Here is a 26,211-nt window from a genome sequence, read left to right on the forward strand (position 1 = left end):
TGCTGTATGCCCACAGGGCTTGTGCGGTCGATCCTATGGGCTTGCCACCGATGAAGCAAATTCATATTTTTCATGCTTTGGATAACCCGATGGAATCCGAACATGGACCTGGCCAGCCTCGACACCTTCATCGCCATCGCCGAAACCGGCAGCTTCTCGGCCGCCGGCGAGCGCCTGCACCTGACCCAGCCGGCGGTCAGCAAGCGCATCGCCGCGCTGGAGCAGCAGCTGAATGCGCGGCTGTTCGACCGCATCGGCCGCGAGGTCAGCCTGACAGAAGCCGGCCGCGCCCTGCTGCCGCGTGCGCGCCAGGTGCTCGGCGTGCTGGACGACACCCGCCGCGCACTGAGCAACCTCAACGGCGCCATCGGCGGCCGGCTGACCCTGGCCACCAGTCACCACATCGGCCTGCATCGTCTGCCGCCTTTATTGCGCGCCTTTACCCGCGCCCACCCGCAGGTGGCGCTGGACATCCGCTTCCTCGACTCGGAGGTGGCCTATGAAGAGGTGCTGCACGGACGCACCGAGCTGGCGGTGATCACCCTCGCCCCGCATACCGCCGCGCCGGTGCGCGCGGTGCCGGTGTGGGACGACCCGCTGGACTTCGTCGCCGCCCCCGAGCACCCGCTGGCCCACGGCGGACCGGTGAGCCTGGCCGAGGTAGCGCGCCATGCCGCGGTGTTCCCCGGCGAGAACACCTTCACCCACCATATCGTCCAGGGCCTGTTCGAGCAGGCCGGGCTCAAACCCAACGTGAGCATGAGCACCAACTACCTGGAGACCATCAAGATGCTGGTGTCGATCGGCATCGCCTGGAGCGTGCTGCCGCGCACCATGCTCGACGAGCAGGTGAAGCGCCTGCCGCTGGAAGGCATCCAGCTGAGCCGCCAGCTCGGCTACATCGTGCACACCGAGCGCACCCTGTCCAATGCGGCGCGGGCGTTCATGCAGCTGCTGGATCGCGCGGGAAATCCGTAGGGTGCGCCGCGCGCACCGGGAGCCGACGCCTTGAGCGGTGCGCGCGGCGCACCCTACGCGGGGACGGCCTCGGTGCTGAGCAACTCCCCGGCGCACAGCCCGAACAACGCATCCAGCCGCGCACAATCGTTGTCACGGCGAATGCTGTCGAACAGCGCCTGCGCCTCGGGATAGCTGCGCGTCAGCATCGCCAGCCACTGCTTGAGCCGCCCCGGCGCGTAGCGCGGCGCCAGCTTCTGCCGCGCCTTGCGCCAGAACAGCTGCAGCAGCGGCTGCAGCTCGTCCCAGCCCAGCGGGGCCGGCTCGCGCCCGGCTTCGGCGGCGGCGATCTGCCGGGCCAGATCGGGACGCGACACCAGCCCGCGCCCCAGCATGATGTTGTCCGCCCCGCTGACCTCGCGGCAGCGCCGCCAGTCGTCGACCGTCCAGATCTCGCCATTGGCATAGACCGGGATGTCGACCACCTCCTGCACCCGCGCCACCCATTCCCAGTGCGCCGGCGGCCTGTAGCCGTCGAGCTTGGTGCGCGCGTGTACTACCAGCATGGCAGCGCCGCCCTCGGCCAGGGCGCGGGCGCAGTCCAGCGCAGCGTCCGGGCTGTCGTAGCCCAGGCGCATCTTCGCGGTGACCGGCACAGCGGCCGGCAGAGTGCGGCGCACCTCGTGGACGATGGCGTGCAGCAGCTCGGGCTCCCTGAGCAGCACCGCACCGCCACGCGACTTGTTGACCGTCTTGGCCGGGCAGCCGAAGTTAAGGTCGACCACCGGCGCACCCAGGCTGGCGGCGAAGGCCGCGTTGTCGGCCAGACACACGGGATCGGAGCCGAGCAGCTGCAGGCGCATCGGCGTGCCGCCGGCGGTGCGCCAGCCGCAGTCCAGCTCCGGCGCCAGCTTGCGGAAGCTCGCCAGCGGCAGCAGGCGGTCGCAGACACGCACGAACTCGCTGACACACCAGTCGACGCCGCCGACCTCGGTCAGCAGCTCGCGGAGGATTTCATCGACCAGCCCCTCCATGGGCGCCAGGGCAATCTGCACAGGGGAAGCTCTCGGAGAAAGGCAGGGCCGCGGATTCTAGCAAGACGGAGCGGGCACGAAAGCATCCAGCCGTTCGCAGAGCCTCGCCGCGAGGCGACAAGCGCAGACCCTGGGCTTGAGCGCTCAATCGACAACGACTTTCCGCTGCCTTGAACATGCCGCCATCATGGCGTAGGTTCGCACCAAGTGCATGCGCCCCGACGACCTCCGAGTCGGGATGAACAAGGATGGTTCACATGACGCGCAAACTCGCAGGCCCCGACTCCGCGCGTGCTTTCCAGCATGCTGCCTCCTACAGGGTCGAAACGCTCTTTGCCGGTCCGACCGTCGCCTTCCCGTCCCAATACCTTCGTGTCATCCGGCCTCCGGCCGCGCGTCCCGCCGCCAGACGACAGGAGCACGCCTGAATGCTCGGTCTGGCCGTCCTGTTCTTCATCGGGGCCTTCCTGCTTGCCAGCCTGCGGACGATCAAGCTCGCCGCCTGGTGGGCCAGGCGGAACGGCCGCCGGGGCTGGACATGGACAGTGGTGACCGCGCTCGCCAAGTCCCTCCGCATGACCAGGCATACCGCCATTCCGGCAAGGACATTGCCATGAGCAGCCGCCGCGTTCGTCTCCTGGTTCTGGCGGTCATCGCCGGGCTGCTGGTGTTCGGCGTTGTGCGCTGGCAGCAGCACATCGCGGAAATTCGGGCCAGCCGCCCTCCCGGCTCGCCACCTCCGGGCTATGAGAATCGAAAGAAGTACGAGCAGCGTGGTCACATCTCCGACTTTTCTCGCTTCGACAACATTCCCGTGGACCTGTGGTTCGGCAAGCGCGACGGCAAGTTCGACACCACCCATCTGCGCATCGCCAGCGATTACATAGCTGGCTTGCCTCCGTACCACGGCGAGTATGTGGAAGCCAACATCGTCTGGCCCAGCCTGCGCAGCGTTGATGAAGAAATCGAAATACGGAAGAAAAATGGCCTGCCCACCACGGGACTGAAAACCTTCAGGCTGACGTTCTCGGAAACCGGTACAGCGTTCTGGGGGACAGATAAGGCCGGAACCAAGCCTGTTATCGAATGCACACCGCTGGTCCGCGATGAAGGCCGTGGCGTGAAATATTGCAACGAGAACCACTTCCATAACATGCCCGGCCAGCGTAGGACCCACTACTGGCCCCTCGACGAGGCGATCCGCACGCCTTGGTACAAGAATCCGCCGCGCTTCTACTGTTACGTTGTTGGCAAGCCGGACGGCACCTACTTCAGCCTTTGTGGCAGCAATTTCTCCTATAACACCGATTTTCACATCGAGATTGATACACCCGACGAGGCGCTGGCCATCGACATCCTCACCCACTTTCCCAAGCTGATTGAATTTCTACGCACACTGGAGGTGAAACCATGAGCCTTGCCCTGACTCCTGCCCAAACGGCCCAACTGCAAGCCCTGCGTTCAGCCGGACAATACGCTGGAGCGTACGAACTGATGGAAATCTGGACCCGGGATTCCGCCGATCCGGACGTGCAACTCGTGCATACCTGGCTGTTGGGCGCGGCCGACATCAATCGTGGTGAAGGCCCCTTCGCCGCACTCGTCAAAGCCTACAACCAGCGCCAGGGGCTCCTGCGGGGCAGGCCGGTGAGCACTTCATCGACCAGCCCCTCCATGGGCGCCAAGGCGGGATTTTCTCATCCATGCTGGAAATGAACAGATCTTTTTCAAAAATCACCAAGATAGCTACTTCATCTTCGGCGGCATCAGCACCAAACGGTAATGACCAGTTCTTTAGCACTGACTTATTGCTACAGACTGCGAAACCCTATCGCGAAGGCCGGCCTTATAACAATCATTGGGACTTCTTCAAATGAAGTTTTCTCTTGCTTCTCTTGCACTGCTACCAGTGTTGGCGGGATGCCCAACCCAAGACCAAATTACAACTGACGCCGAAGTCCGGCGACTGTGCGCCGTCGACGGGGGAGTCAAGATTTATGAAGCGATAAAACTGCCGACGGAAAAATTCAACCAGTGGGGACAAGTTAACTTCTACAGACCTGACCAAGGAGAGCGCGCATTGGGGACGGAGTATATTTTTCGGTCAGAAGAAAAATTCTATCGCACAGGAAATCCAAGTCTCATCCGGTACCACCATGAAGTAATTCGACGCATAGACAACAAGAAACTAGGCGAAACGACATCATACGGGAGAGGCGGCGGCGACATTCCAGGCCCATGGGAGCCGTCAAATCTTCACTGCCCACCAACATCTGAAAGCTCCGAAACCGCTCTCTTTAAGAGAGTTTTTCTTCAATCCAACGAAGAGTAAAAAATGAGCAACTCAGCCGAATACTACAAGCAAGCCAAATTCTCTTTTGCCCCCTATGCAAACTTGGGATTAGGAACGCCGTCAGTAGATGAACTCAAGACAGACTGATACCGAAGGCATCTCTTGGCGTTACGCCATTGCCGAGCTTAATCCCTTCTCACTCATTGGCGCAGACTACTCTCAGCACAACACCAACGGCGAACTCGATCTCTACGATGTCAGCGCTGATACCGGCAAAGTCACCGAATCGTGGCTCCAGGCCCGTGCAGAAATGCTGATCTGGAAAAGCCTCTTTGACCAACGTGATACTCACTACACTGGTCGGCTGAATGATCAACCAGCAACGGCGCCGTACTGCTGGACAGCCAGGTGCAAGCGCTGGTAGATGCAATGGCGGCCTTCGCATCGCCAAGGCCGGGGGAAAACACCCTGCCCGAAAACTACCGGGAGGCGCTCGCTCCGGTCATCGCCGCCAACTGGCAATGATCGTCGGCGAGCACGCCCAGCTCATGCACCGCGCTCCAGGCTGGCCGACAGCGCGCAGGCCTCCTGGGCCAGCTGGGTGATCTGATCCCAGCCGCGGGCGCGCATCAGGCTGCTCGGCGCCACCCAGGTGCCGCCCACGCAGGCGACGTTGGGCAGGCGCAGGAAGGTCGACAGGTTGTACCCGCTCGGGGCAGAAGCGGATGCCGTTGAACGGCTCCTTGAAGCTTTTCAGCATCTTCACGCTGGTGGCGCCGTTGGCCGGGAACAGTTTGAGCGAGCGGTAGCCCTTCTCGATGGCGAACAGCACCTCGGACGGCGTCATCGCTCCCGGCAGGTAGGGCAAGCCGACCGCCTCTGCCGCCGCGCCCCGTCGCCGGCAACGCCGATCACTCTGCGGCCGGCACCACCAGCGCCCGCCCGTAACGCTCGACGAACTCCGCCGGCATGCGCCGCGGTCTGCCGCTGGACAGCTCGGCGCAGACGAAGCGGGTCCGCGCGCGCAGCAGGGTGACGCCGTCGGCCGGACGGCGCAGCTGGAACTGCCGGGCGATGCTCAGCCGGCCGTCGCACTCGACGATCCAGGTGCCCAGCTCGAGGCGCTCGCCCTCGCGGGCGGCGGCCAGGTAGTCGATCTCGTGGCGCACCACCAGCATGCCGCGGTCCAGGCGCCGGTAGTCGTCGAGGGTCAGGCCGAGCGAGCGCGAGTGCGCCCAGGCGCACTGCTCCAGCCAGCCGACGTAGACCGCGTTGTTGACGTGGGCGAACTCGTCGATGTGTTCGGTGCCGACCTTGATGTCCAGCACGAACGGCGCCGGCCGCTCCCAGCTCACGCACCGCGCTCCAGGCTGGCAGCCAGATCGCAGGCCTCCTGGGCCAGCTGGGCGATCTGGTCCCAGGCGCGCGCGCGCACCAGGCTGCTCGGCGCCACCCAGGTGCCGCCGACGCAGGCGACGTTGGGCAGACGCAGGAAGGTCAGCAGGTTGTCCTGGTTGATCCCGCCGGTCGGGCAGAAGCGGATGCCGTTGAACGGCTCCTTGAAGCTCTTCAGCATCTTCACGCTGACATCGCCGTTGGCCGGGAACAGCTTGAGCGAGCGGTAGCCCTTCTCGATGGCGAACAGCACCTCCGAGGGCGTCATCACCCCCGGCAGGTACGGCAGGCCGGCGTCCTCGGCGGCATCGGCCAGGCGCTCGGTAAGACCCGGGCTGACCGCGAACTGCGCCCCGGCATCGCGCGCCTCGGCGAACTGCGCGGCATGGATCAGGGTGCCGGCGCCGACCAGCAGCTGCGGCAGTTCGCGGCGGATCGCCGCCAGCGCCTCCAGCGCACGCGGCGTGCGCAGGGTCACTTCCAGCACCTCGATGCCGCCGGCGTACAGCGCGCGGGCCAGATCGACCGCGAGGCCCGCATCCTCGATCACCAGCACCGGCAGGACCGGGCGTGCCCGCTTGAGCACGTCATCCATCGTCAACACCATCTTCATTCCTCCCAGTCCAGGATCGATGCGCCGCGGTCGGCCGGCCCCGCCAGCCGCCGCTGCAGATTGAACAACTCCAGGCCGTAGCCGGCCGCCTGCGGCTGGCTCGGCACGGCGGGCGCACGCGCCGCCCACTCTTCCTGATGCGCCTCGACGGCCAGCACGCCGCGCACGGCGTCGACCTCGACCAGATCGCCGTCGCGCAGCCGGGCCAGCGGCCCGCCGGCCGCCGCCTCGGGGGTCAGGTGCAGCGCCGCCGGCACCTGGCCGGAGGCGCCGGACAGCCGGCCGTCGGTGACCAGCGCGACCTGCTGGCCGGCCGCCTGCAGGTTGGCCAGCAGCGGCATCAGCTTGTGCAGCTCGGGCATGCCGTTGGCCCGCGGGCCCTGGAAGCGCACCACCAGCACCAGATCGCCCTGCAACTCTCCGGCCTGGTAGGCCCGCTGCACCGCCGCCTCGCTGTCGAACACCCGCACCGGCGCGCGCACCCGCCAGTGCGCCGGATCGACCGCCGAGGTCTTCAGCTGGGCGCGGCCGAGGTTGCCGGCGAGCAGCACCAGGCCGCCTTCGGGGGCGAAGGGCGCGGCCAGCGGGCGGACGATGTCCGGCGCCGGACTCTGCACCGGCAGCTCGCGCCAGGCCAGCCGGCCGGCGTCCAGCCAGGGCTCGCGGGCGTAGTCGGCCAGCGACTCGCCGGCCACGGTGGCCACCTCGCCGTGCATCAGGCCGCCGCCGAGCAGCTCGCGGATGATCCACGCCGGGCCGCCGGCGGCCTGGAACTGGTTCACGTCGGCCTTGCCGTTGGGATAGACGCGGGCGAGCAGCGGCACCACCTTCGACAGTTCGGCGAAGTCCTCCCAGAGCAGATCAAAGCCGGCCGCGCGGGCGATGGCCGGCAGGTGCAGGCCGTGGTTGGTCGAGCCGCCGCTGGCCAGCAGCGCCGCCACGGCGTTGACCAGCACCCGCGCGTCCACCTGGCGGCCGAGCGGCAGCCAGCGCTCGCCCTGGCGGCTGTTGCGCGCCACCAGACGCGCCGCCTCGGCGGTGAGATGCGGGCGCAGCGCCGACTCCGGCGGGGCGAAGGCGCTGCCCGGCACGTGCAGGCCCATGGCCTCCATCAGCAGCTGGTTGGTGTTGGCGGTGCCGTAGAAGGTGCAGGTGCCCGCTGCGTGGTAGGCGCCCAGCTCGGCCTCGAGCAGCTCCTCGCGGCTCGCCTCGCCGCGCGCGTAGCGCTGGCGTACCGCGGCCTTCTCGCTGTTGGAAAGCCCCGAGGGCATCGGCCCCGCCGGCACGAACACCGCCGGCAGGTGGCCGAAGCGCAGCGCGCCGATCAACAGGCCCGGGACGATCTTGTCGCACACGCCCAGGTACAGGCCGCCGTCGAAGATGCCGTGGGTCAGGCCGATGGCGGCGGCCTGGGCGATCAGGTCGCGGGAGAACAGCGACAGCTGCATCCCTGCCTCGCCCTGGGTGATGCCGTCGCACATGGCCGGCACCCCGGCGGCGAACTGTGCGGTGGCGCCGACCCGCGCCAGGGCGACCTTGAGCTGCCCGGGATAGTCGTGCAGCGGCTGGTGGGCGGAGAGCAGGTCGTTGTAGCTGGAGACGATGGCGATGTGCGGCGAGCCGCCCTGGCGCATGATCAGTTGCGCGTCGCGGGGCTGCGCGGCCAGTGCGTGGGCCAGGTTGGAGCAGCCGATCTGCCGGCGCGGCTCGCGGGCGGCGGCCTCGTCGACCCGCGCCAGATAGCGCGCACGGCGCACGGCCGAACGCGCCTCGATGCGCGCGGTGACCGCCTCGACAACGGGATGCAGCATGGCGACTCCTCGACAGGGTTGCGGGGACGGGCCTGCTGCGGCGCAACAGGCTTCGTCCGGTCAGGCCGCCAGTTTACCAGCAGCGCGAATACCCGAGTGCGCTCGTCGTGCTTGCCGGCTCAGGGCGCCCAGTGGATCTGCAGGCGGGCGCCGGCTGCGCGCGCCAGCGCGGCCACCGGCAGCTCGCGCACGGCGGGCGCATCGGTCAGCACCGCCTCGAGCAACGCACGCTTGGCCGCGCCGAACACCAGCAGGCCCAGCCAGTCGCTGGCCAGCAGCAGCGCCAGGTTCGGGGTGAGGCGCGTCCGCGGCTCGACCGGCGCCAGGCCGACCAGCGCGGCCGGCGCGGCCTGGGCATCCAGCGCGGCAGCCAGGCCCGGCATGCCGGGAAACAGCGAGGCGATGTGGCCGTCCTCGCCCATGCCCAGCAGGGTCGCGGTCAGCGGCAGCCAGCCAGCCAGTCGCTGACCCCAGGCGCAGGCCGCCGCCTCCGGGCTGTCGCCCTGGCGCGGGTCGAGAGCGCGCGCCTGCGGCAGGGTGCCGTGCAGCAGGCGCAGGTTGCTGGCCGGGTCGTCGGCCGCCACCCAGCGCTCGTCGCTTGGCGACAGCTCGATGCGCGTCCAGTCCAGCGCCTCGCCGGCCAGTTGCTCGAGCAGCGGCAGCGGGCTCTGTCCGCCGGGCAGCAGCAGACGCGCCGGCGCCCCGGCCTGCCGGGCCGCACCCAGGCGCGCGCCCAGCTCCGCGGCCAGGCTGCGCGCGCAGCTGGCGCGGTCGGGGTGGACGATGAAACGGGGGGAATCCATGGCAACGGCTCCGGCAGGACGAATGCCGAGCATCATGCGGCATTCATCCACCAGTGCAAGGACAGGCGCTTCAGTGCACGCCGTTGCTGCGGAAGAACTCGACGTAGGCCTTGTCGACCTTGAGGATGTGGTGGGTCAGCCAGTCGGCGAGCAGCTCGAGGGTCTCGCTGCCGGACAGCTCGCCGTCGTCGTGGCGGTGCAGCAGGTCCATGATCTGCGCGGTGAACCTGTCGTGCTGTGCCTTGTGCGCCGCGGTTTCCGGGTAACCGAGGCGATGGAAGATGTCTTCCTCGGCGATGAAGTGATTCATGGTGTAGTCCATCAAGCCCTCCAGCACCGCGCCGATCTCGTCGCGATCGGCATCGGCGCCGGCCACGCGGTCGTACAGCTGGTTGGTCTTGTCCACCAGCCAGCGGTGCTGCTCGTCGATCAGCTCGATACCGACTTCGAGCTCGCTGCTCCATGGCATGAAAGTCATGTCTTCTGTCCGTCCCGGATTAGTTGTTGTCTTGTTATGAGAGTGGCTGCCAGACATCGCGGCAGGGGCAGCTTATCCCACACGAAAAATACGGACAACGTACCCGCTACCTTTGACCGAGTGATGACGGACGCAACTGCCGCCCACCGGAGCGACGACGATGCCCCGGCGGGTTGGTTATCCTGTAACGCATTCCTGTCCGCCGCGGCGCCCGGATCCGGGCGACCGGCGATCAACGACCGCACACGGAGTCCCGCATGAGCAGCGCCCCCTACTCCCCCGTCCGCCGCTGGCGCCGCATCGCCCTCATCGCCGTCGCCCTGGTCCTGCTCTGGCAGTTGCTGCCGCGCCTCGAAGGCTGGCTGGCGCCGCAGCAGGCCAGCGAACGCACGGTCACCCCGCGCGGCGATCTGGCCGCCGACGAGCAGGCCACCATCGCGCTGTTCGAGCAGGCGCGCGACTCGGTGGTGTTCATCAGCACCGCCGAGCTGGTGCGCGACCTGTGGACCCGCAACGTCACGGCGGTGCCGCGCGGCACCGGCTCGGGCTTCATCTGGGACGACGCCGGCCACGTGATCACCAACTTCCACGTGATCCAGGGCGCCGCCCAGGCCACCGTGCGCCTGGCCGACGGCCGCGATTACCCGGCGGCGCTGGTCGGCGCCAGCCCGGCGCACGACATCGCGGTGCTGAAGATCGGCGTCGGCTTCAAGCGCCCGCCGCCGGTGCCGATCGGCACCAGCAGCGACCTGAAGGTCGGTCAGAAGGTGTTCGCCATCGGCAACCCGTTCGGTCTCGACTGGACGCTGACCACCGGCATCGTCTCGGCGCTGGACCGCTCGCTGCCCGGCGAGAACGGCCGCCCGCCGATCGAGCACCTGATCCAGAGCGACGCGGCGATCAACCCCGGCAACTCGGGCGGCCCGCTGCTCGACTCGGCCGGGCGGCTGATCGGCATCAACACCGCCATCTACAGCCCGTCGGGCGCCTCGGCCGGCATCGGCTTCTCGGTGCCGGTGGACACCGTGATGCGCGTGGTGCCGCAGCTGATCCGCAGCGGCCGCTACATCCGCCCGGCGCTGGGCATCGAGATCGACGAAGGACTCAACCGCCGGCTGAGCGAGAGCCTCGGCGTCGAGGGCGTGGTGGTGCTGCGCGTGCTGCCGGGTTCGGCGGCGCAGCAGGCCGGCCTGCGCGGCCTGCGTCAGGCCCGCGACGGCAGCCTGGTACCGGGCGACGTGATAGTGGCGCTGGAGGGCGAGACGGTGGATTCGGTGGAGCGCCTGCTGGCGCGCCTAGACGACCATCGGGTCGGCGACACGGTGAGCGTCGAGGTGCTGCGCGGCGAGCGGCGGGAGACGCTGGCCATCACCCTGCAGCCGGGCAACTGAGGCAGGACGGGGTCGCGTGGCGACCCCGGAAAACAAAAGGTTCATCGCATTTTCCCGGGGAAGGCGGCCTTGATTTTCAGGAAGAAGTAATCGGCGTCCCTGAAGCCATAGGCCATGCGCTTGATCACCTTGATCCGGTTGTTCACCCCCTCCAGCAGGCTGGTGTGCATGTGGAATCGTGCACTGGCGAGGATGCCCCGGGCATAGCGCTGGAGGTTGCGGGCAAAGCGTTGTAGCGGCGCCAAGCCGCTCTCCCGGACATGCCTCAGCCAGGTTCGCCAGCGCCGCCAGCCCTCCCGCACGCTGGGTGCGTACCAGACCTCCTTCAACGCATCCTTGAGCACATAGACCGTGGCCAGTGGCTGGTTGGCTGCCAACAACTCCTGCAGTCGAACGGCATGATCCTCCTTCAGGTTCTCCCGGTTGCGCAGCAGCAGCCAACGGCTCTGCTTGACCACTTGGCGAGCGGGCTTGTCATGGCGCAGGGCATTGGCCTGGTCTACCCGGATGCGGTCGATCACGTCACGTCCGTAGCGGGCGACCACATGGAACAAGTCGTACACAACCTCGGCCTGAGGGCAGTGCTGTTTCACTTCCAGGTCGAAGGCCGTATTCATGTCCATCGCCACAGCCTCGATCTGCTGGCAGCGCTCACCGAGTTGCTCGAAGAACGGGCGTATGGCCTTGCGGCTGTTACCCAGGCCAACCCACAGAACGCGGGTACGCTCGGCATCCATGATCACCGTCGCGTAACGATGGCCTTTGTGCAGGGCGAACTCGTCCATCACCAGACGGCGCACATCGCCCGGCTCGAAGGTGCCGAATGCGGCCTGGAGACGCCGCTTGTCCAGCGTCTTGATGGTGTGCCAGTGCAGCCCGGTGAGCTGGCTGACATGGCTGATGGGCATGAACCGCAGCAGGGTTTCGACCCAGGAACACAGCCGGCGGGTCAGCCGCGAGGCCGGGGCCAACCAGGAAATGTGCTCGGTAACTCGCCCACACGTCAGGCAGTCCACTCGGCGTATGGGGAGTCGCAACTGGACGCGCTGATCGAACAGATCCCGGTCGCGAACGAGGCGAATGCGTCGGTCATGGATCAGGGGGCTGGGCTGCTGACAGCGACCACAGCGTGGAAGGTCGGCCGCTCGGGGTTCGAGGGTCAGCGTGAGGTTTTTTTCGACGGAATGGCTGCAGGCTACAACGTCGTAGCCTGGCCAGAAAGCAGCAAGATCAATAGGATGCACGGTGACAGCAGGGGGCAGGCGTTGGTGTGTTTGGCGACTGCCAATTTACCTGCTTCCCTGTCTGTCAATCCGCTCTTCCCCACGATCCCGCGAAGAACCAAACAAAAAGGGTCGCACCAAAAATCGGTGCGACCCTCTTGATCCCAGAGCGGGAAAATTGGCGTCCCCTAGGGGACTCGAACCCCTGTTACCGCCGTGAAAGGGCGGTGTCCTAGGCCACTAGACGAAGGGGACGTAAACCTTCGTACGATCCGCTGGCGGACCGCTGGAAATTGGTGGAGCTAGACGGGATCGAACCGTCGACCTCTTGCATGCCATGCAAGCGCTCTCCCAGCTGAGCTATAGCCCCGATACTGCATCGAGCTGCACCACCTTGGCGGTGCGCTGGAATAGTGGCGTCCCCTAGGGGACTCGAACCCCTGTTACCGCCGTGAAAGGGCGGTGTCCTAGGCCACTAGACGAAGGGGACGCAATCCTTCGTGCAACCCGCCGCTACCGCCTGGCGTGTTGCTGGAAATTTGGTGGAGCTAGACGGGATCGAACCGTCGACCTCTTGCATGCCATGCAAGCGCTCTCCCAGCTGAGCTATAGCCCCGATACTGCATCGAGCTGCACCGCCTTGGCGGTGCGCTGGAATAGTGGCGTCCCCTAGGGGACTCGAACCCCTGTTACCGCCGTGAAAGGGCGGTGTCCTAGGCCACTAGACGAAGGGGACGCAATCCTTCGTGCAACCCGCCGCTACCGCCTGGCGTGTTGCTGGAAATTTGGTGGAGCTAGACGGGATCGAACCGTCGACCTCTTGCATGCCATGCAAGCGCTCTCCCAGCTGAGCTATAGCCCCACTTTCGTGGTCGCTTCGCTTTCGAGACCAGCTCGTCGTGAAGCGGGGCGAATGTTAAAGGCCCTTTGAGAACTCGTCAACACCTGCCCCGTTTTTTTTCGGTTTTTTTTCGCTGGCAGAACAAACACTTATGCGCAGGGCGGCGGATCGGGCCCGCCGCCCCCTGCCGGTCAGGTGCGGCCAGCCAGGTACGGCCGGTCAGGCGATCGCCGCCAGCAGCTTCTCCCACTCCTTGGTTTCCTTCTTCGACACGCCGCCGAGCAGCTCGACCGCCTGGCGCAGGCGGAAACGCGACAGGTCGGGACCGAGGATCTCCATGGCGTCGAGCACCGACACCGAGCTGGCCTGGCCGGTGATCGCCGGGAAGATCAGCGGCATCACGTCGCGCAGCTTGAAGCCGAGGTGCTCGGCGACCTTCTGGATGATCGCGGTGATGTTGTCCTTGTTCCACTGGCGCAGCGCTTCCAGCTTCCACAGGATCAGCTGCAGCACCTGGCGCACCTGCTCGGGCGACAGTTTCTTGTGCTCGAACAGCTTCGGATCGGGATTGACCCCGCCCATGAAGAAGAAGCCGGCCAGCGGCGCCAGCTGGCTGAAGGTCTCCACCCGGCTCTGCGCGTGCGGGGCGATCCGCATCAGGTACTCGGGGTTGAGCGCCCACTTCTGCACCTCGGCAGCGAACTGCTCGACCGACAGCTCGCGCAGCCACTGGCCGTTCAGCCAGGACAGCTTCTCGATGTCGAAGATCGGCCCGCCGAGGGACACGCGGCTGACGTCGAAGTGCTCGATCATCTCGGCCAGAGAGAACTTCTCGCGCTCGTCCGGCATCGACCAGCCCATGCGGCCCAGGTAGTTGAGCATCGCCTCGGGCAGGAAGCCCATGCGCTGGTAGAAGGTGATCGAGGTCGGGTTCTTGCGCTTGGACAGCTTGGACTTGTCCGGGTTGCGCAGCAGCGGCATGTACACCAGCTTGGGCTGCTCCCAGCCGAAGTACTCGTACAGCTTGATCAGCTTGGGCGCCGACGGCAGCCACTCCTCGCCGCGCAGCACGTGGGTGATGCCCATCAGGTAGTCGTCGACCACGTTGGCGAGGAAGTAGGTGGGCAGACCGTCGGTCTTCATCAGCACCTGCATGTCCATGCGATCCCAGGGGATCTCCACGTCGCCACGCAGCAGGTCCGGCACCACGCAGACGCCCTCGGTCGGCACCTTCATGCGGATCACGTTGGGCTCGCCGGCGGCCAGGCGCTGCTGCACTTCCTCCTTGGAGAGGTGCATGCAGTGGCCGTCGTAGCGCGGGGTTTCCTTGTTGGCCATCTGCTCGGCGCGCACGGCGTCGAGGCGCTCGGCGGTGCAGAAGCAGTGGAAGGCGTGGCCCTTGTCGACCAGCTCGTCGGCGTACTGCTTGTAGATGTGGCCACGCTCGCTCTGCCGGTACGGGCCGTGCGGGCCGCCGACGTCCGGGCCCTCGTCCCACTCGATGCCCAGCCAGCGCAGGGCGTCGAAGATCTGCTGCTCCGACTCGCGGCTGGAACGCAGCTGGTCGGTGTCCTCGATGCGCAGGATGAACTGGCCGCCGTGCTGACGGGCGAAGCACAGGTTGAACAGGGCGATGTAGGCGGTGCCAACGTGCGGATCGCCGGTGGGCGACGGCGCGATGCGGGTACGGACGGTGGTCATGGGACTCTCGAATGAGCGGTTGAGCAAAGGCGAAATGGTAGCAGCCACGGCGCCCGCCGCTCCAGCCATCCCCCGGAAACGGCGAAGCCCGGCAATGCCGGGCTCCGCACGCAGGACAACGGCCTCAGAACGGCTTGATCGCCACCTTGAGCACGCCGTCGCGCTGGTTCGCGAACAGGTCGTAGGCGTCGACGATCTGCTCCAGCTTGTACTCGTGGGTGACCAGCGCGCCGAGGTCGACACGACCGGAAGCCACCACGTTGAGCAGGCGGCGCATGCGCTCCTTGCCGCCCGGGCACAGTGAGGTGACGATCTTGTTGTCGCCGAGGCCGGCGTGGAAGGCGCCCAGCGGGATGGTCAGGTCGCTGGAGTAGACGCCGAGGCTGGACAGGGTGCCGCCCGGCTTGAGCACGCGCAGGGCGTTCTCGAAGGTCGACTGCAGGCCGAGCGCCTCGATGGCCGCGTCGACGCCGCGACCGCCGGTCAACTTGAGGATCTCGTCGACCACGTCCACCTCGCGGAAGTTGAGGGTGACGTCGGCCCCCAGGCGCCTGGCGATCTCCAGGCGCTCGTTCACCCCGTCGACGGCGATGATCATGCTCGCCCCGCGCAGCTTGGCGCCGGCGGTGGCGCACAGGCCGATCGGCCCCTGGGCGAACACCGCGACCACGTCGCCGATCTTGATGTTGGCCGCCTCGGCGCCGGCGAAGCCGGTGGACATGATGTCCGGACACATCAGCACCTGCTCGTCGGTGAGGCCATCCGGCACCGGCGCCAGGTTGGCCTGGGCGTCCGGCACCAGCACGTACTCGGCCTGGGTGCCGTCGATGGTGTTGCCGAAGCGCCAGCCGCCCATCGGCTTGTAGCCGTGGCAGGAGCAGCCGCCGTCCTGGGACGGGTAGCCGTCCTGGCAGGCGTAGGAGGTGAAGCTCGGGCAGATCGCCCCGGCGATCACCCGCTGGCCCTCCTGATAACCCTGCACGTTGCTGCCGAGCTTCTCGATGATGCCCACCGGCTCGTGGCCGATGGTCAGCCCCTTCTCTACCGGATACTCGCCCTTGAGGATGTGCACGTCGGTGCCGCAGATGGTGGTGGTGGTGATGCGCACCAGCGCATCGTTGGGGCCCACCGGCGGGATCGGCTTGTCGACCAGCTCGATGCGTCCGGGCTCGACGAAGACGGCGGCTTTCATCATGGTCATCGCAACACTCCTTGCTGAGAATGGCGCCGGTCAGCCCGGCCAACAGCCTTTGACTCTAGTCGAAGCCGGATGACAAGAGCATGCCCGGGGTCATGGCCGGCTCAGATCAGCCCCGCCAGCGGGATGAAGGTCACCGCCTCGCCTTCGGCCAGGGTGGTGCCCTCGCGCACCTCCACCAGACCGTCGGCCCAGGCGGCGCTGCGCAGCACCCCGGAACTCTGGTTGGGGTAGAGCAGCGCCCTGCCCTGCTCCAGCCGCGCGCGCAGGAACTCGCGGCGCCCGCCCGCCTTCGGCCAGGCGAAGCCGGCCGGCACGGCGAAGCGCAACGGCTCCAGACGCGCCACGCCGAGGCGGCGCAGCAGGTAGGGGCGCACCAGCAGGGCGAAGGTCACCAGGGTCGCCGCCGGGTTGCCGGGCAGGCCGATCAGCGGCGTGCCGCGGTAGCGGCCGCAGGTCAGCGGCTTGCCGGGCTTGAGCGCCAGCTTCCACAGGGTCAGCTCGCCCTCCTCGCGCAGCACCCGGCCGAGACAATCCGCCTCGCCCACCGACACGCCGCCGGTGGAGAGGATCAGGTCGGTGTCGCCCAGCGCGGCCAGTTGCACGCGGGTGCGTGCGAGGTCGTCGGGCAGGATGCCGGCGTCCTGCACCTCGCAGCCGAGGCGTTCGAGGGCGGCGGCGAGGAAGGCGCGGTTGCTGTTGTAGATCTGCCCGGCGCCCAGCGGCCGCCCCGGCTCGATGAGTTCGTCGCCGGTGGACAGCAGCGCCACCCGCGGCCGGCGGCGCACCGCCACCTGGGCGGCGCCAATGGAAGCGATCAGTCCCAGCTCCACCGGTCCCAAAAGAGTGCCGGCTTCCAGCAGCGTCTCGCCGGCGCACACCTCCTGGCCCTGCGGGCGCACGTTGCGCCCTTCGCGCAGCGGCTCGAGGAAGCGCACCCGGCCGTCGGCCAGCACCTCGACGTTCTCCTGCATCTCCACGGTGTCGGCGCCTTGCGGCAGCGGCGCGCCGGTGAAGATCCGCGCGCAGCTGCCGGGTGCCAGCGGACCCGGCGCCTGACCGGCGAACACCTGCTGGCTCACCGCCAGCGGTTGGCCGGTCCAGTCGGCCAGGCGCAGGGCGTAGCCGTCCATGGCGCTGTTCGGCCAGGGCGGCAGGTCGATAGCGCTGACCAGAGCTTCGGCCAGCACCCGACCGGCCGCCGCGGCGGCCACGACCACCTCGCTGTCGACGAGCGGCTCGGCCGCGGCCTGGGCCAGCAGGCGCTCCAGCGCCTGCTCCAGCGGCAGCAGCGCGCTCATCCGCGGGTCTCGCAGGCCGGCGCCTGCTTGAGGTGGGCGACGAAGTTGCACGGGCGGTGGCGGGCGTCCAGCTGGCTGGCGAGGATGCCGTCCCAGGCGGTGCGGCAGGCGTTGGTCGAACCCGGCAGGCAGCACACCAAGGTGCCGTTGGCGAGGCCGGCCAGCGCGCGCGACTGGATGGTCGAGGTGCCGATGTCGTCGAAGGATATCTGCCGGAACAGCTCGCCGAAGCCGTCCACCTGCTTGTCGAGCAGGCAGGCCACCGCTTCCGGGGTACTGTCGCGGCCGGTGAAGCCGGTGCCGCCGGTGATCAGCACCACCTGAACTTCGTCCTCGGCGATCCACTGCGCCACCTGGGCGCGGATGCGGTAGAGGTCGTCCCTGAGCAGCACGCGAGCCGCCAGGTGGTGCCCCGCCGCCTGCAGGCGCTCGACCAGCAGGCCGCCGGAGGTGTCGGTGTCCAGGCTGCGGGTGTCGCTGACGGTGAGGACGGCGACGTTGAGGGGGACGAAAACGCTATCGGCGTGCTGGCTCATGGAAGGCTCCGCGCAGGGGGTCGGGATGAAAAACGGCTGACCGGCTTTATAGCACCAACCGGGCCAGGTGCACGCGGTTGCGCGCCGCCCCCTCCCGCCAGCGCAATTCTCATTTTTTTCAAGCTAACCCCTTGTGCTCTCACGGTTTTTCTGTAGAATGCGCCCCACCAAAACGGAGCGTAGCGCAGCTTGGTAGCGCGTCTCGTTCGGGACGAGAAGGTCGCTGGTTCGAATCCAGTCGCTCCGACCAAATTCCCGAAGCAGCGAAGCGATTCGCTGAATCGAACAGGAAGCCCGCCCCTCGCGGGCTTTTATGTTTCTGCTAACCCCTTGTGCTGGCTGAATTTTTCGGTACAATGCGGGCCACCAAAACGGAGCGTAGCGCAGCTTGGTAGCGCGTCTCGTTCGGGACGAGAAGGTCGCTGGTTCGAATCCAGTCGCTCCGACCAAATTCCCGATCAGCATGACTGATCAACACAAGGCCCGTCCAGTGCGGGCCTTGTCGTTTCTGCGTCATTCAAATTATCCCCTCCTCCCTGCCACTGGCGCAGCACGTGCTCCAGACACGGGCACCGGCCTGCCCCGTTGCGGGGCAGGATGACGGCAAGGGGGATGCGGGGGAGCGGCGGCGGACGCCGCCGGGGAGATCCGTCCGGCCACGGCCGGACGGCGGGCGGGATTACAGCGGCAGCTCGAAGGCCGGGGCGATGGTCTTCAGCCAGACGTTCAGGCGCTCCTCGGTGAGGCCGCTCTGGTTGTCCAGGTCGAGGGCCAGGCCGACGAACTGGCCGTCGCGCACTGCTTCCGACTCCTCGAACTCGTAGCCCTCGGTCGGCCAGGCGCCGACCACAGTTGCGCCGCGCTCGACGACGAAGTCGTAGAGGATGCCCATGGCGTTGAGGAACTCCTTGGGGTAGCCGACCTGGTCGCCGAGGCCGAAGATGGCCACGGTCTTGCCGCTGAGGTCGACGCCCTCCAACTTGGGCAGGAACTCCTCCCAGCTCTCGTTCTCGCAGTCGGCCGACAGGCCGGGCAGTTCGCCGTCGCCCAGGGTCGGGGTGCCGATGATCAGGTACTGGTACTGGGCGACATCCTCCGCCGAGGCGCGGTTGACGTTGAGCGCATCGGCCATGGTGTCGTCGTCGAAGCGTTTCTTGATCATCTTGGCGACCTTGCGGGTCTTGCCGGTGTTGCTGCCGAAGAACAGTCCAATCCTGGCCATAACTCACCTCATTGCTGCGTACGTGGGATCCGTCGTGCGGGCTGCCGGCCTCGGCGCGGGCCAGGCTGGCCCTTGAGCGATTGCAGGAAGCAGGCCAGCCCCGCGCCTTGGTGGAAAACCGCTAATTCATTGATCTGAAAGAACTTTCAATCTGCACCCGGGACGCTTGTCGCAAAGCCGACAGGCGGCCGACGCACAGCCGGGCAACCCTGTCGGCTTTGCCACAGTCACCGGTCCACGGTCGCCCGCGCCGGCTCGGCGAGCGCCTTCGCCTCGCCGTCGCTCGGGGCCGACGTCTCGCCCTCCGCAGCCAGGGTCTGGCGCACGGCGAGGCGCTCGCCCTCCCCGTCCGCCACCAGGTCGAGAGTGCAGGCGCGCAGGCGCGGCAGCGACGGCATGTCGAACATGGTCTGCTGCAGGGCCGCCTCGAGCACCGCGCGCAGGCCGCGCGCGCCGGTCCTGCGGATCAGCGCCTGGTCGGCGATGTGGCTGAGCGCCGCGTCGCTGATCTCCAGCTTCACCCCCTGGTAGGCGAACAGCTGCCGGTACTGCTTGACCAGCGCGTTGCGCGGCTCGCTGAGGATGCGCAGCAGGGTGGCGTGATCGAGCTCCTGGAGGAAGGTGATGATCGGGAAGCGGCCGATGAACTCGGGGATCAGGCCGAACTCGTGCAGGTCGTCCGGCAGCAGCGCGGCGAGCAGCTGGTTGATGCTGGCCTTTTCCTGGCGCGGCGGCTGGGCGTGGAAGCCGATGCCGCCGCTCCTGGGCTGCAGACGGCCGCGCACCAGCTCCTCGAGCCCCGGGAAGGCGCCGCCGGCGATGAACAGGATGTTGCGGGTGTCGACCACCTGCTCCTCGCTGTGCTCGCTGCGCCGTCCCGACTTGGCGATGCGCACCTCGGTGCCCTCGACCATCTTCAGCAGCGCCTGCTGCACGCCCTCGCCGGAGATGTCGCGCACCGCGGTGCCGCCGCCGCTGCGCCTGGCCAGCTTGTCCACCTCGTCGATGTAGACGATGCCCCACTGCGCCTGCTGCACGTCGCCGCCGGCCGCCTCGAGCAGGCGGGCGATGATGCTGTCGACATCGTCGCCGACGTAGCCGGCCTGGGTCAGGGTGGTGGCGTCGGCCGAGGCGAAGGGCACGCCGAGGATGCGCGCCAGGGTACGCACCAGCAGGGTCTTGCCGGTGCCCGAGGGGCCGGCCATGAGGATGTTGGACTTCTCCAGCTCGACCTGCTCGCCGAGCTGGCAGAACGGCTCGCGGTCGCAGTTGAGCAGGCGCAGGTAGTGGTTGTAGACCGCCACCGCCAGGGTTTCCTTGGCCGCCTCCTGGCCGATCACCGACTCGTCGAGATGGCGCTTGTACTCGGCCGGGGTGCGCAGCTGCGGGGCCAGCTGCTGCAGCTTGCGGCGCTGCCCCCAGCTGCTCACCACCTGGTGGGCGAGATTGACGCAGGCCTCGCAGATGCAGCCCTCGTTGCCGGCGATCAGGGGCAGCGTCGGGCTCTTGGCCGCGCCGCAGAAGGAGCAGCAGGGGTTCTCGGTATCAGCCATGGGCGTTCTCCACGCAGGCGTTGGAATCCAGCAGGCGCGCCAGCCACTGGCGCTGGAAGGCCTTGCGCCGGCGTTGCTCGAGCCGCTCGCGCAGGCGCGGCAGGGCGTCCTCGAGGGCGATGCGCCGGGCCGGGACGATGGCCTCGCAGCGCAGCAGGTGGAAGCCCAGCGGCGACTCCACCACGCCGCTCAGCTGGCCCTCGCGCAGGGCGAACAGGCAGGTCTCCAGCTCGGCGTACAGGGTGCCGGGGACGACCTGGCCGAGCTGGCCGCCGTTCAGCGCGGTGGGGCACTCGGAATGCTTGAGCGCCTGCTCGGCGAAGCGCTCGGGCTTGCTGCGCAGGCGCTTGCCGATCGCCTCCAGGCGCGCCCGCGCGGCGTCGCGGGTGTTCTCCGCGAAGTCCGGGTTGACGGTGATCAGGATGTGCCGCGCCGTGCGCGCCTCGGGGCGGGCGAACTGCTCGGGGTGGTTGAAGTAGTAGAGGGAGAGCTCGGTGTCGCCGAGCGGCGGCAGCGCGGCGCAGACCCGTTCGAGGATCGCCTCGACCTTCAGCTCGCGGGCCAGCAGCAGGCGCAGCAGCGCCGCGTCGAGATCGCTGGCGGCCAGCGCCTGCTGCAGCGCCGCGGCGTCCGCATAGCGCTCGGCGATGCGCGCCAGCGCCTGCTCGACCTGGCCGTCGGGAATCACCACGCCGCGCGCCTCGGCGCTGGCCAGCACCGCCGCCTCGATGCGCAGCTGGCGCTCGACGATGCGCTCGGCCTGCTGGCGCTGTTCGGCGCCGAGACGGGCCGGTTCGCAGCCGAACTGCTCATGGGCCACCCGCAGCAGGTGGTAGCGACCGCCGTGTTCAGTGTTCATCGCTCACCTCCGCCTGCGGCGCGGCCGGGCCCAGGCTCGCCTCGGGAATCTGCAGCACCCGGCCGTCGCCGAAGTGCACGTGGTAGTGCACGCCCTCCGGCAGGTCGCGCAGCACCTTCATCACGCTGCCGGGCTGGCCCTGCTCCACCACCAGCTCGCCGCGCACCGCGAAGCTGCGCAGGGCCAGCACCTGGTCGCGGAACTCGAAGCGGCTGGGCACCCAGGGTTCACTGGCAGGGATCAGCTCCTCCTCGCGGCAGCCGACCGTGCGCCCCGAGTCGAGGAAGTGCACCCGGTAGATCAGCTGGTCCTGCAGGTAGGTGCCGACGTCGTACACGCAGCCCACCGAGCCGCGGCGGATCAGCAGGCTGCCGGTATCCATGCCCGGATAGGTGCCGTCGTTGCGCACGTTGCGGATCACCCGCACCTCGTCGCCATACTCGAACTGCGGCAGGCTCATGGCGGCTCTCCTCGGGGTCAGCCCAGCAACTGGTCGATGGAGACGAAGGTGGTCTGCGGCTCGTGCATGCGGAACACCTTGAACACCTTCTCGGTCTGCGCGTCGGAGTCGACGAAGTCCTGGTAGGCGCGCGCCAGCAGCTGGCGGTAGACCGCGGCGCGCACCTCGTCGGCGTGCGTCTCCAGGTCGCCGGCCTGGTTCAGGTAGTCGTGGTAGCGCTGCATGATGTGCAGGCGGTTGATGTGCACCACCGTCTGCTCGAAGGGCACGCCGAAGAACTCGAGGAAGTCCTCGGCCGACACCAGCTCCTCCATGGCCTCGTCCAGAGGCAGGTCGGAATCCGGGGAATAGCGCTGTACGGTCATGGTCGTATCTCCGCGGTGGCCGCAGTGGGGAAAGGGTCAGCAACGCGACCGCGCGCCGCCGGCGCAGTCGCTGTCGCAGATGGCGTTGTCGGGGGCGCAGCCCTGGTAGAACTGCTGCTGGCGGCCGGCGGCGACCAGGCCGGCCTGCTCCACCTGCTGCTCCAGGCTGTCGATGCGCTCGAGCAGGCAGGCGATGGCCTTGCCGACCGGGTCGGGAATCAGGTGGTGGTCGAGGTCGATGCCGTAGGGGTTGGGCCGTCCCGCCTCGCGCAGGCGCACCACCTTGCCGGGGATGCCGACCACCGTGCAGCCGTCCGGCACGTCCTGCACCACCACCGAGTTGGCGCCGACCCGCGCGTGGTTGCCGACACTGATCGGGCCGAGGACCTTGGCCCCGGCGCCGACCAGCACGCCGTCGCCGAGGGTCGGATGGCGCTTGCCCTTGCGCCAGCTGGTGCCGCCGAGGGTGACGCCGTGGTAGAGGGTCACGTCCTCGCCGATCTCGGCGGTCTCGCCGATCACCACGCCGGCGCCGTGGTCGATGAACAGGCGCGGGCCGATCACCGCGCCGGGATGGATGTCGACGTTGCTGACCAGCCGCGCCACGAACGCCAGCAGCCGCGCCGGATAGCGCCAGCCGGAGCGCCACAGGCGATGGGCCAGGCGGTAGATGAGGATGGCGTGCACGCCCGGATAGGTGGTGAGCACCTCGAAGGTGGTGCGCGCCGCCGGATCGCGCTGGAACACGCAGCGCACGTCGTCGCGCCATTCGCGCAGCAGGCTCATGCCCGGCCTCCTGCGGCGCATACCGCGACCGCCTCGCCCAGCTGGCGGTGGAACTCCAGCAGCTCGGCGGCCTGCGGCTCGCGCTTGCTGCGGGTGGAGAAGGCGCGGATGCGCCCGAGCAGCAGCTGGCACTGCACCTCGTCCAGCTCGATGCCCAGCTCGCGGTAGCGGGTGCGCACCAGGTGCGCCCCGGAATGCTTGCCCAGAACCAGGCTGTGGCTGCGGCCCAGCTCGTCGGGATTCAGCCCCTCGTAGGTGCGCCGGTGCTTGAGCAGGCCGTCGACGTGGATGCCGGCTTCGTGGGTGAACACCCCGGCGCCGACCACGCTCTTCTGCCAGGCCACCTGGCGCCCGGAGGCCTGCTCGACCAGCGCCGAGATCGCCGGGATGCCGCGAGTGTCGATGCCGCAGTCGATGTCGTAGAGATGCTTGAGGGCCAGCGCGCACTCCTCCAGGGCGGCGTTGCCGGCACGCTCGCCGAGGCCGTTGACCGTGGTGTTGAGGTGGCTGGCGCCGCCCATCACCGCCGCCACCGTGTTGGCGGTGGCCAGACCGAAGTCGTCGTGGGCGTGCACCTCCAGCTCGAGATCAAGGCGCGCGTGCAGGAAGCGGAAGCGCTCGAGCATGCCGAACGGCTCCATGATCCCCACGGTGTCGGCGAAGCGCAGGCGCCGCGCGCCGGCGGCCTGGGCGACCTGGGCGACGCGCACCACGAAGTCCATGTCGGCGCGCGAGGCGTCCTCGCAGCCCAGACACACCTCGAGGCCGGCCAGGCGCGCCGCGCCGACCAGCCGCGCCACCTCGGCCAGCGCCCAGCCACGGTCGCGGCCGAGCTTGTGCTGGAGCATCAGGTCGGAGACCGGCAGCGACAGGTCGACCATGCCCACCCCGCTGTGCCGCGCGGCGGCCAGATCGACATCGCACAGCCGGCACCAGGCCAGCAGGCGCGCCGGCAGCTGGAGGCCGGCGATGGCGCGCATCACCTCGCGCTCCTCCTCGCCCATGCTGGGAATGCCGATCTCCAGCTCGGGAACGCCCAGTTCGGCCAGGGCGCGGGCGATGGCGATCTTCTCCTCGGGGGTGAAGGCCACGCCGGCGCTCTGCTCGCCGTCGCGCAGGGTGGTGTCGTCGATGATCACGCTGGCCATGACTGCTCTCCTGTGCGGATGGGCCTGCTCGCGGTTGGCGTCGCTCAGGCGTAGACCGGGGCGAACGCCTTGTCGGCCTCCACCGGGCCGTTGCCGCTCCAGTACGGCGACAGCTTGCGCAGCTGGGCGACGATCGGCGGCACAGCGGCGATCACCCGGTCGATCTCCGCCTCGGTGGTGTAGCGCGACAGCGAGAAGCGCACCGTGCCGTGGGCGGCGGTGTACGGAATGTCCATCGCGCGCATCACGTGGGAGGGCTCCAGCGAGCCCGAGGTGCAGGCCGAGCCGCTGGAGGCGGCGATGCCGACCTTGTTGAGCAGCAGCAGGATCGCCTCGCCCTCGATGTACTCGAAGGCGATGTTGGCGGTGTTGGGCAGGCGGTTGCCCGGGTCGCCGGTGACGAAGGCGTAGGGCACGGCGGCGAGGATGCCGGTCTCCAGCCTGTCGCGCAGGCGCGCCACCTCGGTGTTCTCGTGTTCCATGAAGGCCAGCGCGCGCTCGGCGGCGACGCCGAGGCCGACGATGGAGGCGGCGTTCTCGGTGCCGGCGCGGCGGCCGCGCTCCTGGTGGCCGCCGCGCAGCAGCGGGCGGAAGCGGGTGCCGCGGCGCAGGTAGAGCACGCCGATGCCCTTGGGCGCGTGCAGCTTGTGGCCGGACAGCGAGAGCATGTGGATGGCGCTGTCCTGCAGGTTCATCGGCACCTTGCCGACCGCCTGCACCGCGTCGGTGTGGAACATGATGCCGGCGTCGTCGGCCATCTGCGCCATCTCCAGCACCGGGAACAGCGTGCCGGTCTCGTTGTTGGCCCACATCACCGAGACGATGGCCACGTCGTCGGACAGCAGGCTGGCGTACTCGGCGAGATCCAGGCGGCCCCGCTTGTCCACCTTGAGCTTGTGCACCATGTAGCCTTCGCTGGCCAGGTGGTCGCACAGGCTGAGGATCGCCGGGTGCTCGACCACCGTGGTGATGATGGTCCGGCGCTCGGGCTGCGCCTTGAGCGCGGAGAGGATCGCCGTGGAGTCGGCCTCGGTGCCGCAGGAGGTGAAGACGATCTCCGAATCATGCTCGGCGCCGAGCAGCTGCTGCACGCGCTGGCGGGCCTGCTTCAGGGCCAGGCCGACGCGGTTGCCGAAGCTGTGCAGCGACGAGGGGTTGCCGAACTGCTCGGTGAAGAACGGCAGCATGGCCTGCACCACTTCGTCGTCGACGCGGGTGGTGGCGTTGTTGTCGAGGTAGACGTCGGCCATCTCACACCTCCAGTTGCGCATGGGCGGCCGCGGCGCCGGCGGCGCTGACCGGAATCACCTTGAGGAACTCGCCGAGATCCTCGATCAGCCGCTGCTGGATGCCGGAGAGGGTCATGCTGGCCATCTGGCAGCCGGTGCAGGCGCCGGTCAGCTTGACGTAGACGTTCCTGCCGTCGACCTCGAGCAGCTCGACGTCGCCGTGGTCGCGCTGCAGGGTCGGGCGGATCGACTCCAGCACCGCCTCGATGCGGCGGATGCGCTGCAGGTTGGTCAGCTTCGGCGCCGGCGCGGCGGGTTCCGGCTCGGCGACCGGGGCCGGCGCGTTGAGGTTGACCAGCCCGGACTTCGACTTGGCCTTGGCCCTGGTCGGCGCGGCGACGAACACCTCGCCGCGGGCGGCCAGCTCCTCGCCGAGCAGGCGCTCGATGCCCTCGTGGCAGGCCGAGCAGCCACCGCCGGCCTTGGTGTAGTTGGTGACGTCCTCGACGGTGGACAGGTTGTTGGCGCGAATGGTCTCGCGGACCATCACCTCGTCGACGGCGAAGCACTTGCAGACCAGCGCGCCTTCCTCGTGGTCGTCGTCGAGTTCCTCGCCGCGGTAGTTGGCCACCGCGGCCTGCAGCGCCTCGCGGCCCATCACCGAGCAGTGCATCTTCTCCGGCGGCAGGCCGTCGAGGAAGTCGGCGATGTCCTGGTTGCTGATCCTGAGCGCCTGGTCGACGGTCAGGCCCTTGATCATCTCGGTGAGCGCCGAGCTGGAGGCGATGGCCGAGCCGCAGCCGAAGGTCTGGAAACCGGCGTCGAGGATGACGTCGGTATCCGGGTCGACCTTGAGGGTCAAGCGCAGCGCGTCGCCGCAGCTCAGCGAGCCGACGTCGCCGATGGCGTTGGCCTCGGCCACCGCCCCGGCGTTCTTCGGGTTGTAGAAGTGTTCTTTGACCTTTTCCGAGTAATCCCACATGACGGCTGATCTCCGGTGATTCCTGGATCGCC

General features: G+C 68.1%; 26 protein-coding genes, 8 tRNA genes and 2 pseudogenes. 9 read left to right on the forward strand and 27 right to left on the reverse strand.

The features are described from left to right. Positions 1-102 precede the first annotated feature (102 nt). A complete protein-coding gene (locus SK095_RS09135) occupies positions 103-978 on the forward strand; it encodes a LysR family transcriptional regulator (RefSeq protein ID WP_320548654.1) in 876 nt (291 codons plus the stop codon). 53 nt (positions 979-1,031) lie between these two features. Here the strand turns inward: SK095_RS09135 and SK095_RS09140 are convergent, their stop codons facing one another. Next, complete coding sequence (locus tag SK095_RS09140; RefSeq protein ID WP_320548655.1) at positions 1,032-2,012, reverse strand: tRNA dihydrouridine synthase; 981 nt, start codon at positions 2,010-2,012, stop codon at positions 1,032-1,034. 407 nt (positions 2,013-2,419) lie between these two features. On the opposite strand from SK095_RS09140, the gene SK095_RS09145 reads away from it, so the two are divergent. The 5 genes and pseudogenes from SK095_RS09145 to SK095_RS21740 all read left to right on the forward strand — a co-directional run. Continuing rightward, on the forward strand, positions 2,420-2,608 hold the full coding sequence (locus SK095_RS09145) for a hypothetical protein (protein WP_136488763.1): 189 nt from the start codon (positions 2,420-2,422) through the stop codon (positions 2,606-2,608). Continuing rightward, entirely contained in the window at positions 2,605-3,405 is an 801-nt protein-coding gene (locus tag SK095_RS09150) for a hypothetical protein (RefSeq protein WP_136488764.1), read from the forward strand. Before SK095_RS09145 ends, SK095_RS09150 begins: the two co-directional genes overlap by 4 nt. After that, positions 3,402-3,707, forward strand: a complete 306-nt coding sequence (locus SK095_RS09155) for a hypothetical protein (RefSeq protein ID WP_136488765.1) — start codon at positions 3,402-3,404, stop codon at positions 3,705-3,707. The genes SK095_RS09150 and SK095_RS09155 overlap by 4 nt, the downstream gene beginning before the upstream one ends. 704 nt (positions 3,708-4,411) lie before the next feature. Beyond that, complete coding sequence (locus SK095_RS09160; RefSeq protein ID WP_136488766.1) at positions 4,412-4,708, forward strand: hypothetical protein; 297 nt, start codon at positions 4,412-4,414, stop codon at positions 4,706-4,708. Next, positions 4,663-4,809, forward strand: a pseudogene (locus tag SK095_RS21740) (calcium-binding protein); the annotation flags it as partial. The gene SK095_RS09160 and the pseudogene SK095_RS21740, both read left to right, overlap by 46 nt. A gap of 21 nt (positions 4,810-4,830) precedes the next feature. Here SK095_RS21740 and SK095_RS09165 read toward each other — a convergent pair. The 6 genes and pseudogenes from SK095_RS09165 to SK095_RS09190 all read right to left on the reverse strand — a co-directional run. Continuing rightward, a pseudogene (locus SK095_RS09165) lies at positions 4,831-5,182 on the reverse strand (keto-hydroxyglutarate-aldolase/keto-deoxy-phosphogluconate aldolase); the annotation flags it as partial. A gap of 13 nt (positions 5,183-5,195) precedes the next feature. After that, the gene (locus SK095_RS09170) at positions 5,196-5,639 is read right to left on the reverse strand and encodes an acyl-CoA thioesterase (protein WP_201485675.1); all 444 of its coding nucleotides are present in this window, start codon (positions 5,637-5,639) and stop codon (positions 5,196-5,198) included. Further along, on the reverse strand, positions 5,636-6,286 hold the full coding sequence (locus SK095_RS09175) for a bifunctional 4-hydroxy-2-oxoglutarate aldolase/2-dehydro-3-deoxy-phosphogluconate aldolase (RefSeq protein ID WP_320548882.1): 651 nt from the start codon (positions 6,284-6,286) through the stop codon (positions 5,636-5,638). Before SK095_RS09175 ends, SK095_RS09170 begins: the two co-directional genes overlap by 4 nt. 2 nt (positions 6,287-6,288) lie before the next feature. Continuing rightward, on the reverse strand, positions 6,289-8,100 hold the full coding sequence (gene edd / locus SK095_RS09180) for a phosphogluconate dehydratase (RefSeq protein WP_320548883.1): 1,812 nt from the start codon (positions 8,098-8,100) through the stop codon (positions 6,289-6,291). A gap of 122 nt (positions 8,101-8,222) precedes the next feature. Next, the gene (locus tag SK095_RS09185; protein ID WP_201485676.1) at positions 8,223-8,906 is read right to left on the reverse strand and encodes a 6-phosphogluconolactonase; all 684 of its coding nucleotides are present in this window, start codon (positions 8,904-8,906) and stop codon (positions 8,223-8,225) included. Positions 8,907-8,976: 70 nt separating this feature from the next. Further along, positions 8,977-9,384: a bacteriohemerythrin gene (locus tag SK095_RS09190; protein ID WP_136491838.1), complete on the reverse strand. Its 408-nt coding sequence runs from the start codon at positions 9,382-9,384 to the stop codon at positions 8,977-8,979. 257 nt (positions 9,385-9,641) lie between these two features. Between SK095_RS09190 and SK095_RS09195 the strand changes: the two genes are divergently transcribed. Further along, positions 9,642-10,775: a S1C family serine protease gene (locus SK095_RS09195; RefSeq protein ID WP_136491837.1), complete on the forward strand. Its 1,134-nt coding sequence runs from the start codon at positions 9,642-9,644 to the stop codon at positions 10,773-10,775. 41 nt (positions 10,776-10,816) lie between these two features. On the opposite strand, the gene SK095_RS09200 is transcribed toward SK095_RS09195, so the two are convergent. From SK095_RS09200 to moaB, 11 genes are all read right to left on the reverse strand, one after another. Beyond that, positions 10,817-12,019: an ISL3 family transposase gene (locus SK095_RS09200; RefSeq protein ID WP_320546462.1), complete on the reverse strand. Its 1,203-nt coding sequence runs from the start codon at positions 12,017-12,019 to the stop codon at positions 10,817-10,819. 158 nt (positions 12,020-12,177) lie between these two features. Further along, positions 12,178-12,253: transfer RNA gene (locus SK095_RS09205), tRNA-Glu, on the reverse strand. A 39-nt stretch (positions 12,254-12,292) separates the two neighbouring features. Beyond that, positions 12,293-12,368: transfer RNA gene (locus SK095_RS09210), tRNA-Ala, on the reverse strand. A 44-nt stretch (positions 12,369-12,412) separates the two neighbouring features. Then, positions 12,413-12,488: transfer RNA gene (locus SK095_RS09215), tRNA-Glu, on the reverse strand. Positions 12,489-12,538: 50 nt separating this feature from the next. Continuing rightward, positions 12,539-12,614: transfer RNA gene (locus tag SK095_RS09220), tRNA-Ala, on the reverse strand. Positions 12,615-12,658: 44 nt separating this feature from the next. Further along, positions 12,659-12,734: transfer RNA gene (locus SK095_RS09225), tRNA-Glu, on the reverse strand. A gap of 50 nt (positions 12,735-12,784) precedes the next feature. Next, positions 12,785-12,860 (reverse strand) — tRNA-Ala (locus SK095_RS09230). A 198-nt stretch (positions 12,861-13,058) separates the two neighbouring features. After that, positions 13,059-14,540 carry a glutamate--tRNA ligase gene (gene gltX / locus SK095_RS09235; RefSeq protein WP_320548656.1) on the reverse strand — a complete coding sequence of 494 codons (1,482 nt, stop codon included), beginning with the start codon at positions 14,538-14,540 and terminating at the stop codon, positions 13,059-13,061. A 124-nt stretch (positions 14,541-14,664) separates the two neighbouring features. Continuing rightward, positions 14,665-15,741: an NAD(P)-dependent alcohol dehydrogenase gene (locus tag SK095_RS09240; protein WP_320548657.1), complete on the reverse strand. Its 1,077-nt coding sequence runs from the start codon at positions 15,739-15,741 to the stop codon at positions 14,665-14,667. Between the two features lie 101 nt (positions 15,742-15,842). Next, entirely contained in the window at positions 15,843-17,039 is a 1,197-nt protein-coding gene (glp, locus tag SK095_RS09245) for a gephyrin-like molybdotransferase Glp (protein WP_320548658.1), read from the reverse strand. Then, on the reverse strand, positions 17,036-17,575 hold the full coding sequence (gene moaB / locus SK095_RS09250; RefSeq protein ID WP_320548659.1) for a molybdenum cofactor biosynthesis protein B: 540 nt from the start codon (positions 17,573-17,575) through the stop codon (positions 17,036-17,038). Before moaB ends, glp begins: the two co-directional genes overlap by 4 nt. A 173-nt stretch (positions 17,576-17,748) precedes the next feature. Between moaB and SK095_RS09255 the strand changes: the two genes are divergently transcribed. Together SK095_RS09255 and SK095_RS09260 are read left to right on the forward strand one after the other, a co-directional pair. Then, positions 17,749-17,825: transfer RNA gene (locus SK095_RS09255), tRNA-Pro, on the forward strand. A gap of 122 nt (positions 17,826-17,947) precedes the next feature. Further along, a tRNA-Pro gene (locus tag SK095_RS09260) sits at positions 17,948-18,024 on the forward strand. Between the two features lie 230 nt (positions 18,025-18,254). On the opposite strand, the gene SK095_RS09265 is transcribed toward SK095_RS09260, so the two are convergent. The 9 genes from SK095_RS09265 to nifU form a co-directional block, all read right to left on the reverse strand. Further along, the gene (locus tag SK095_RS09265) at positions 18,255-18,797 is read right to left on the reverse strand and encodes a flavodoxin (protein ID WP_320548660.1); all 543 of its coding nucleotides are present in this window, start codon (positions 18,795-18,797) and stop codon (positions 18,255-18,257) included. 227 nt (positions 18,798-19,024) lie between these two features. After that, positions 19,025-20,350, reverse strand: a complete 1,326-nt coding sequence (gene clpX, locus SK095_RS09270) for an ATP-dependent Clp protease ATP-binding subunit ClpX (RefSeq protein ID WP_320548661.1) — start codon at positions 20,348-20,350, stop codon at positions 19,025-19,027. Then, a complete protein-coding gene (nifM, locus tag SK095_RS09275; protein ID WP_320548662.1) occupies positions 20,343-21,209 on the reverse strand; it encodes a nitrogen fixation protein NifM in 867 nt (288 codons plus the stop codon). The genes clpX and nifM overlap by 8 nt, the downstream gene beginning before the upstream one ends. Further along, positions 21,199-21,669 (reverse strand): nitrogen fixation protein NifZ, encoded by a 471-nt coding sequence (locus SK095_RS09280; protein WP_320548663.1) that lies wholly within the window; start codon positions 21,667-21,669, stop codon positions 21,199-21,201. The genes nifM and SK095_RS09280 overlap by 11 nt, the downstream gene beginning before the upstream one ends. Positions 21,670-21,686: 17 nt before the next feature. Then, positions 21,687-22,034 (reverse strand): nitrogenase-stabilizing/protective protein NifW, encoded by a 348-nt coding sequence (gene nifW / locus SK095_RS09285; protein WP_320548664.1) that lies wholly within the window; start codon positions 22,032-22,034, stop codon positions 21,687-21,689. Between the two features lie 36 nt (positions 22,035-22,070). Then, positions 22,071-22,820 carry a serine O-acetyltransferase gene (gene cysE / locus SK095_RS09290; protein ID WP_320548665.1) on the reverse strand — a complete coding sequence of 250 codons (750 nt, stop codon included), beginning with the start codon at positions 22,818-22,820 and terminating at the stop codon, positions 22,071-22,073. After that, positions 22,817-23,968 carry a homocitrate synthase gene (gene nifV / locus SK095_RS09295; RefSeq protein ID WP_320548666.1) on the reverse strand — a complete coding sequence of 384 codons (1,152 nt, stop codon included), beginning with the start codon at positions 23,966-23,968 and terminating at the stop codon, positions 22,817-22,819. The genes cysE and nifV overlap by 4 nt, the downstream gene beginning before the upstream one ends. Before the next feature lie 44 nt (positions 23,969-24,012). Further along, positions 24,013-25,218, reverse strand: a complete 1,206-nt coding sequence (gene nifS / locus SK095_RS09300; RefSeq protein WP_320548667.1) for a cysteine desulfurase NifS — start codon at positions 25,216-25,218, stop codon at positions 24,013-24,015. 1 nt (position 25,219) lies between these two features. After that, on the reverse strand, positions 25,220-26,179 hold the full coding sequence (gene nifU / locus SK095_RS09305) for a Fe-S cluster assembly protein NifU (protein ID WP_320548668.1): 960 nt from the start codon (positions 26,177-26,179) through the stop codon (positions 25,220-25,222). Between the last annotated feature and the right edge of the window lie 32 nt (positions 26,180-26,211).

Source organism: Pseudomonas sp. AN-1 (assembly GCF_034057115.1).
Lineage (GTDB): Bacteria > Pseudomonadota > Gammaproteobacteria > Pseudomonadales > Pseudomonadaceae > Geopseudomonas.

Bases quoted from the DNA above. Each gene is read 5' to 3' on its own strand.
- SK095_RS09135 (WP_320548654.1), top strand. From the start codon at position 103: ATGGACCTGGCCAGCCTCGACACCTTCATCGCCATCGCCGAAACCGGC.
- SK095_RS09145 (WP_136488763.1), top strand. From the start codon at position 2,420: ATGCTCGGTCTGGCCGTCCTGTTCTTCATCGGGGCCTTCCTGCTTGCC.
- SK095_RS09150 (WP_136488764.1), top strand. From the start codon at position 2,605: ATGAGCAGCCGCCGCGTTCGTCTCCTGGTTCTGGCGGTCATCGCCGGG.
- SK095_RS09155 (WP_136488765.1), top strand. From the start codon at position 3,402: ATGAGCCTTGCCCTGACTCCTGCCCAAACGGCCCAACTGCAAGCCCTG.
- SK095_RS09160 (WP_136488766.1), top strand. From the start codon at position 4,412: ATGAACTCAAGACAGACTGATACCGAAGGCATCTCTTGGCGTTACGCC.
- SK095_RS09175 (WP_320548882.1), bottom strand. From the start codon at position 6,286: ATGGTGTTGACGATGGATGACGTGCTCAAGCGGGCACGCCCGGTCCTG.
- SK095_RS09185 (WP_201485676.1), bottom strand. From the start codon at position 8,906: ATGGATTCCCCCCGTTTCATCGTCCACCCCGACCGCGCCAGCTGCGCG.
- SK095_RS09190 (WP_136491838.1), bottom strand. From the start codon at position 9,384: ATGACTTTCATGCCATGGAGCAGCGAGCTCGAAGTCGGTATCGAGCTG.
- SK095_RS09195 (WP_136491837.1), top strand. From the start codon at position 9,642: ATGAGCAGCGCCCCCTACTCCCCCGTCCGCCGCTGGCGCCGCATCGCC.
- gltX (WP_320548656.1), bottom strand. From the start codon at position 14,540: ATGACCACCGTCCGTACCCGCATCGCGCCGTCGCCCACCGGCGATCCG.
- SK095_RS09240 (WP_320548657.1), bottom strand. From the start codon at position 15,741: ATGACCATGATGAAAGCCGCCGTCTTCGTCGAGCCCGGACGCATCGAG.
- glp (WP_320548658.1), bottom strand. From the start codon at position 17,039: ATGAGCGCGCTGCTGCCGCTGGAGCAGGCGCTGGAGCGCCTGCTGGCC.
- moaB (WP_320548659.1), bottom strand. From the start codon at position 17,575: ATGAGCCAGCACGCCGATAGCGTTTTCGTCCCCCTCAACGTCGCCGTC.
- SK095_RS09265 (WP_320548660.1), bottom strand. From the start codon at position 18,797: ATGGCCAGGATTGGACTGTTCTTCGGCAGCAACACCGGCAAGACCCGC.
- clpX (WP_320548661.1), bottom strand. From the start codon at position 20,350: ATGGCTGATACCGAGAACCCCTGCTGCTCCTTCTGCGGCGCGGCCAAG.
- nifM (WP_320548662.1), bottom strand. From the start codon at position 21,209: ATGAACACTGAACACGGCGGTCGCTACCACCTGCTGCGGGTGGCCCAT.
- SK095_RS09280 (WP_320548663.1), bottom strand. From the start codon at position 21,669: ATGAGCCTGCCGCAGTTCGAGTATGGCGACGAGGTGCGGGTGATCCGC.
- nifW (WP_320548664.1), bottom strand. From the start codon at position 22,034: ATGACCGTACAGCGCTATTCCCCGGATTCCGACCTGCCTCTGGACGAG.
- cysE (WP_320548665.1), bottom strand. From the start codon at position 22,820: ATGAGCCTGCTGCGCGAATGGCGCGACGACGTGCGCTGCGTGTTCCAG.
- nifV (WP_320548666.1), bottom strand. From the start codon at position 23,968: ATGGCCAGCGTGATCATCGACGACACCACCCTGCGCGACGGCGAGCAG.
- nifS (WP_320548667.1), bottom strand. From the start codon at position 25,218: ATGGCCGACGTCTACCTCGACAACAACGCCACCACCCGCGTCGACGAC.
- nifU (WP_320548668.1), bottom strand. From the start codon at position 26,179: ATGTGGGATTACTCGGAAAAGGTCAAAGAACACTTCTACAACCCGAAG.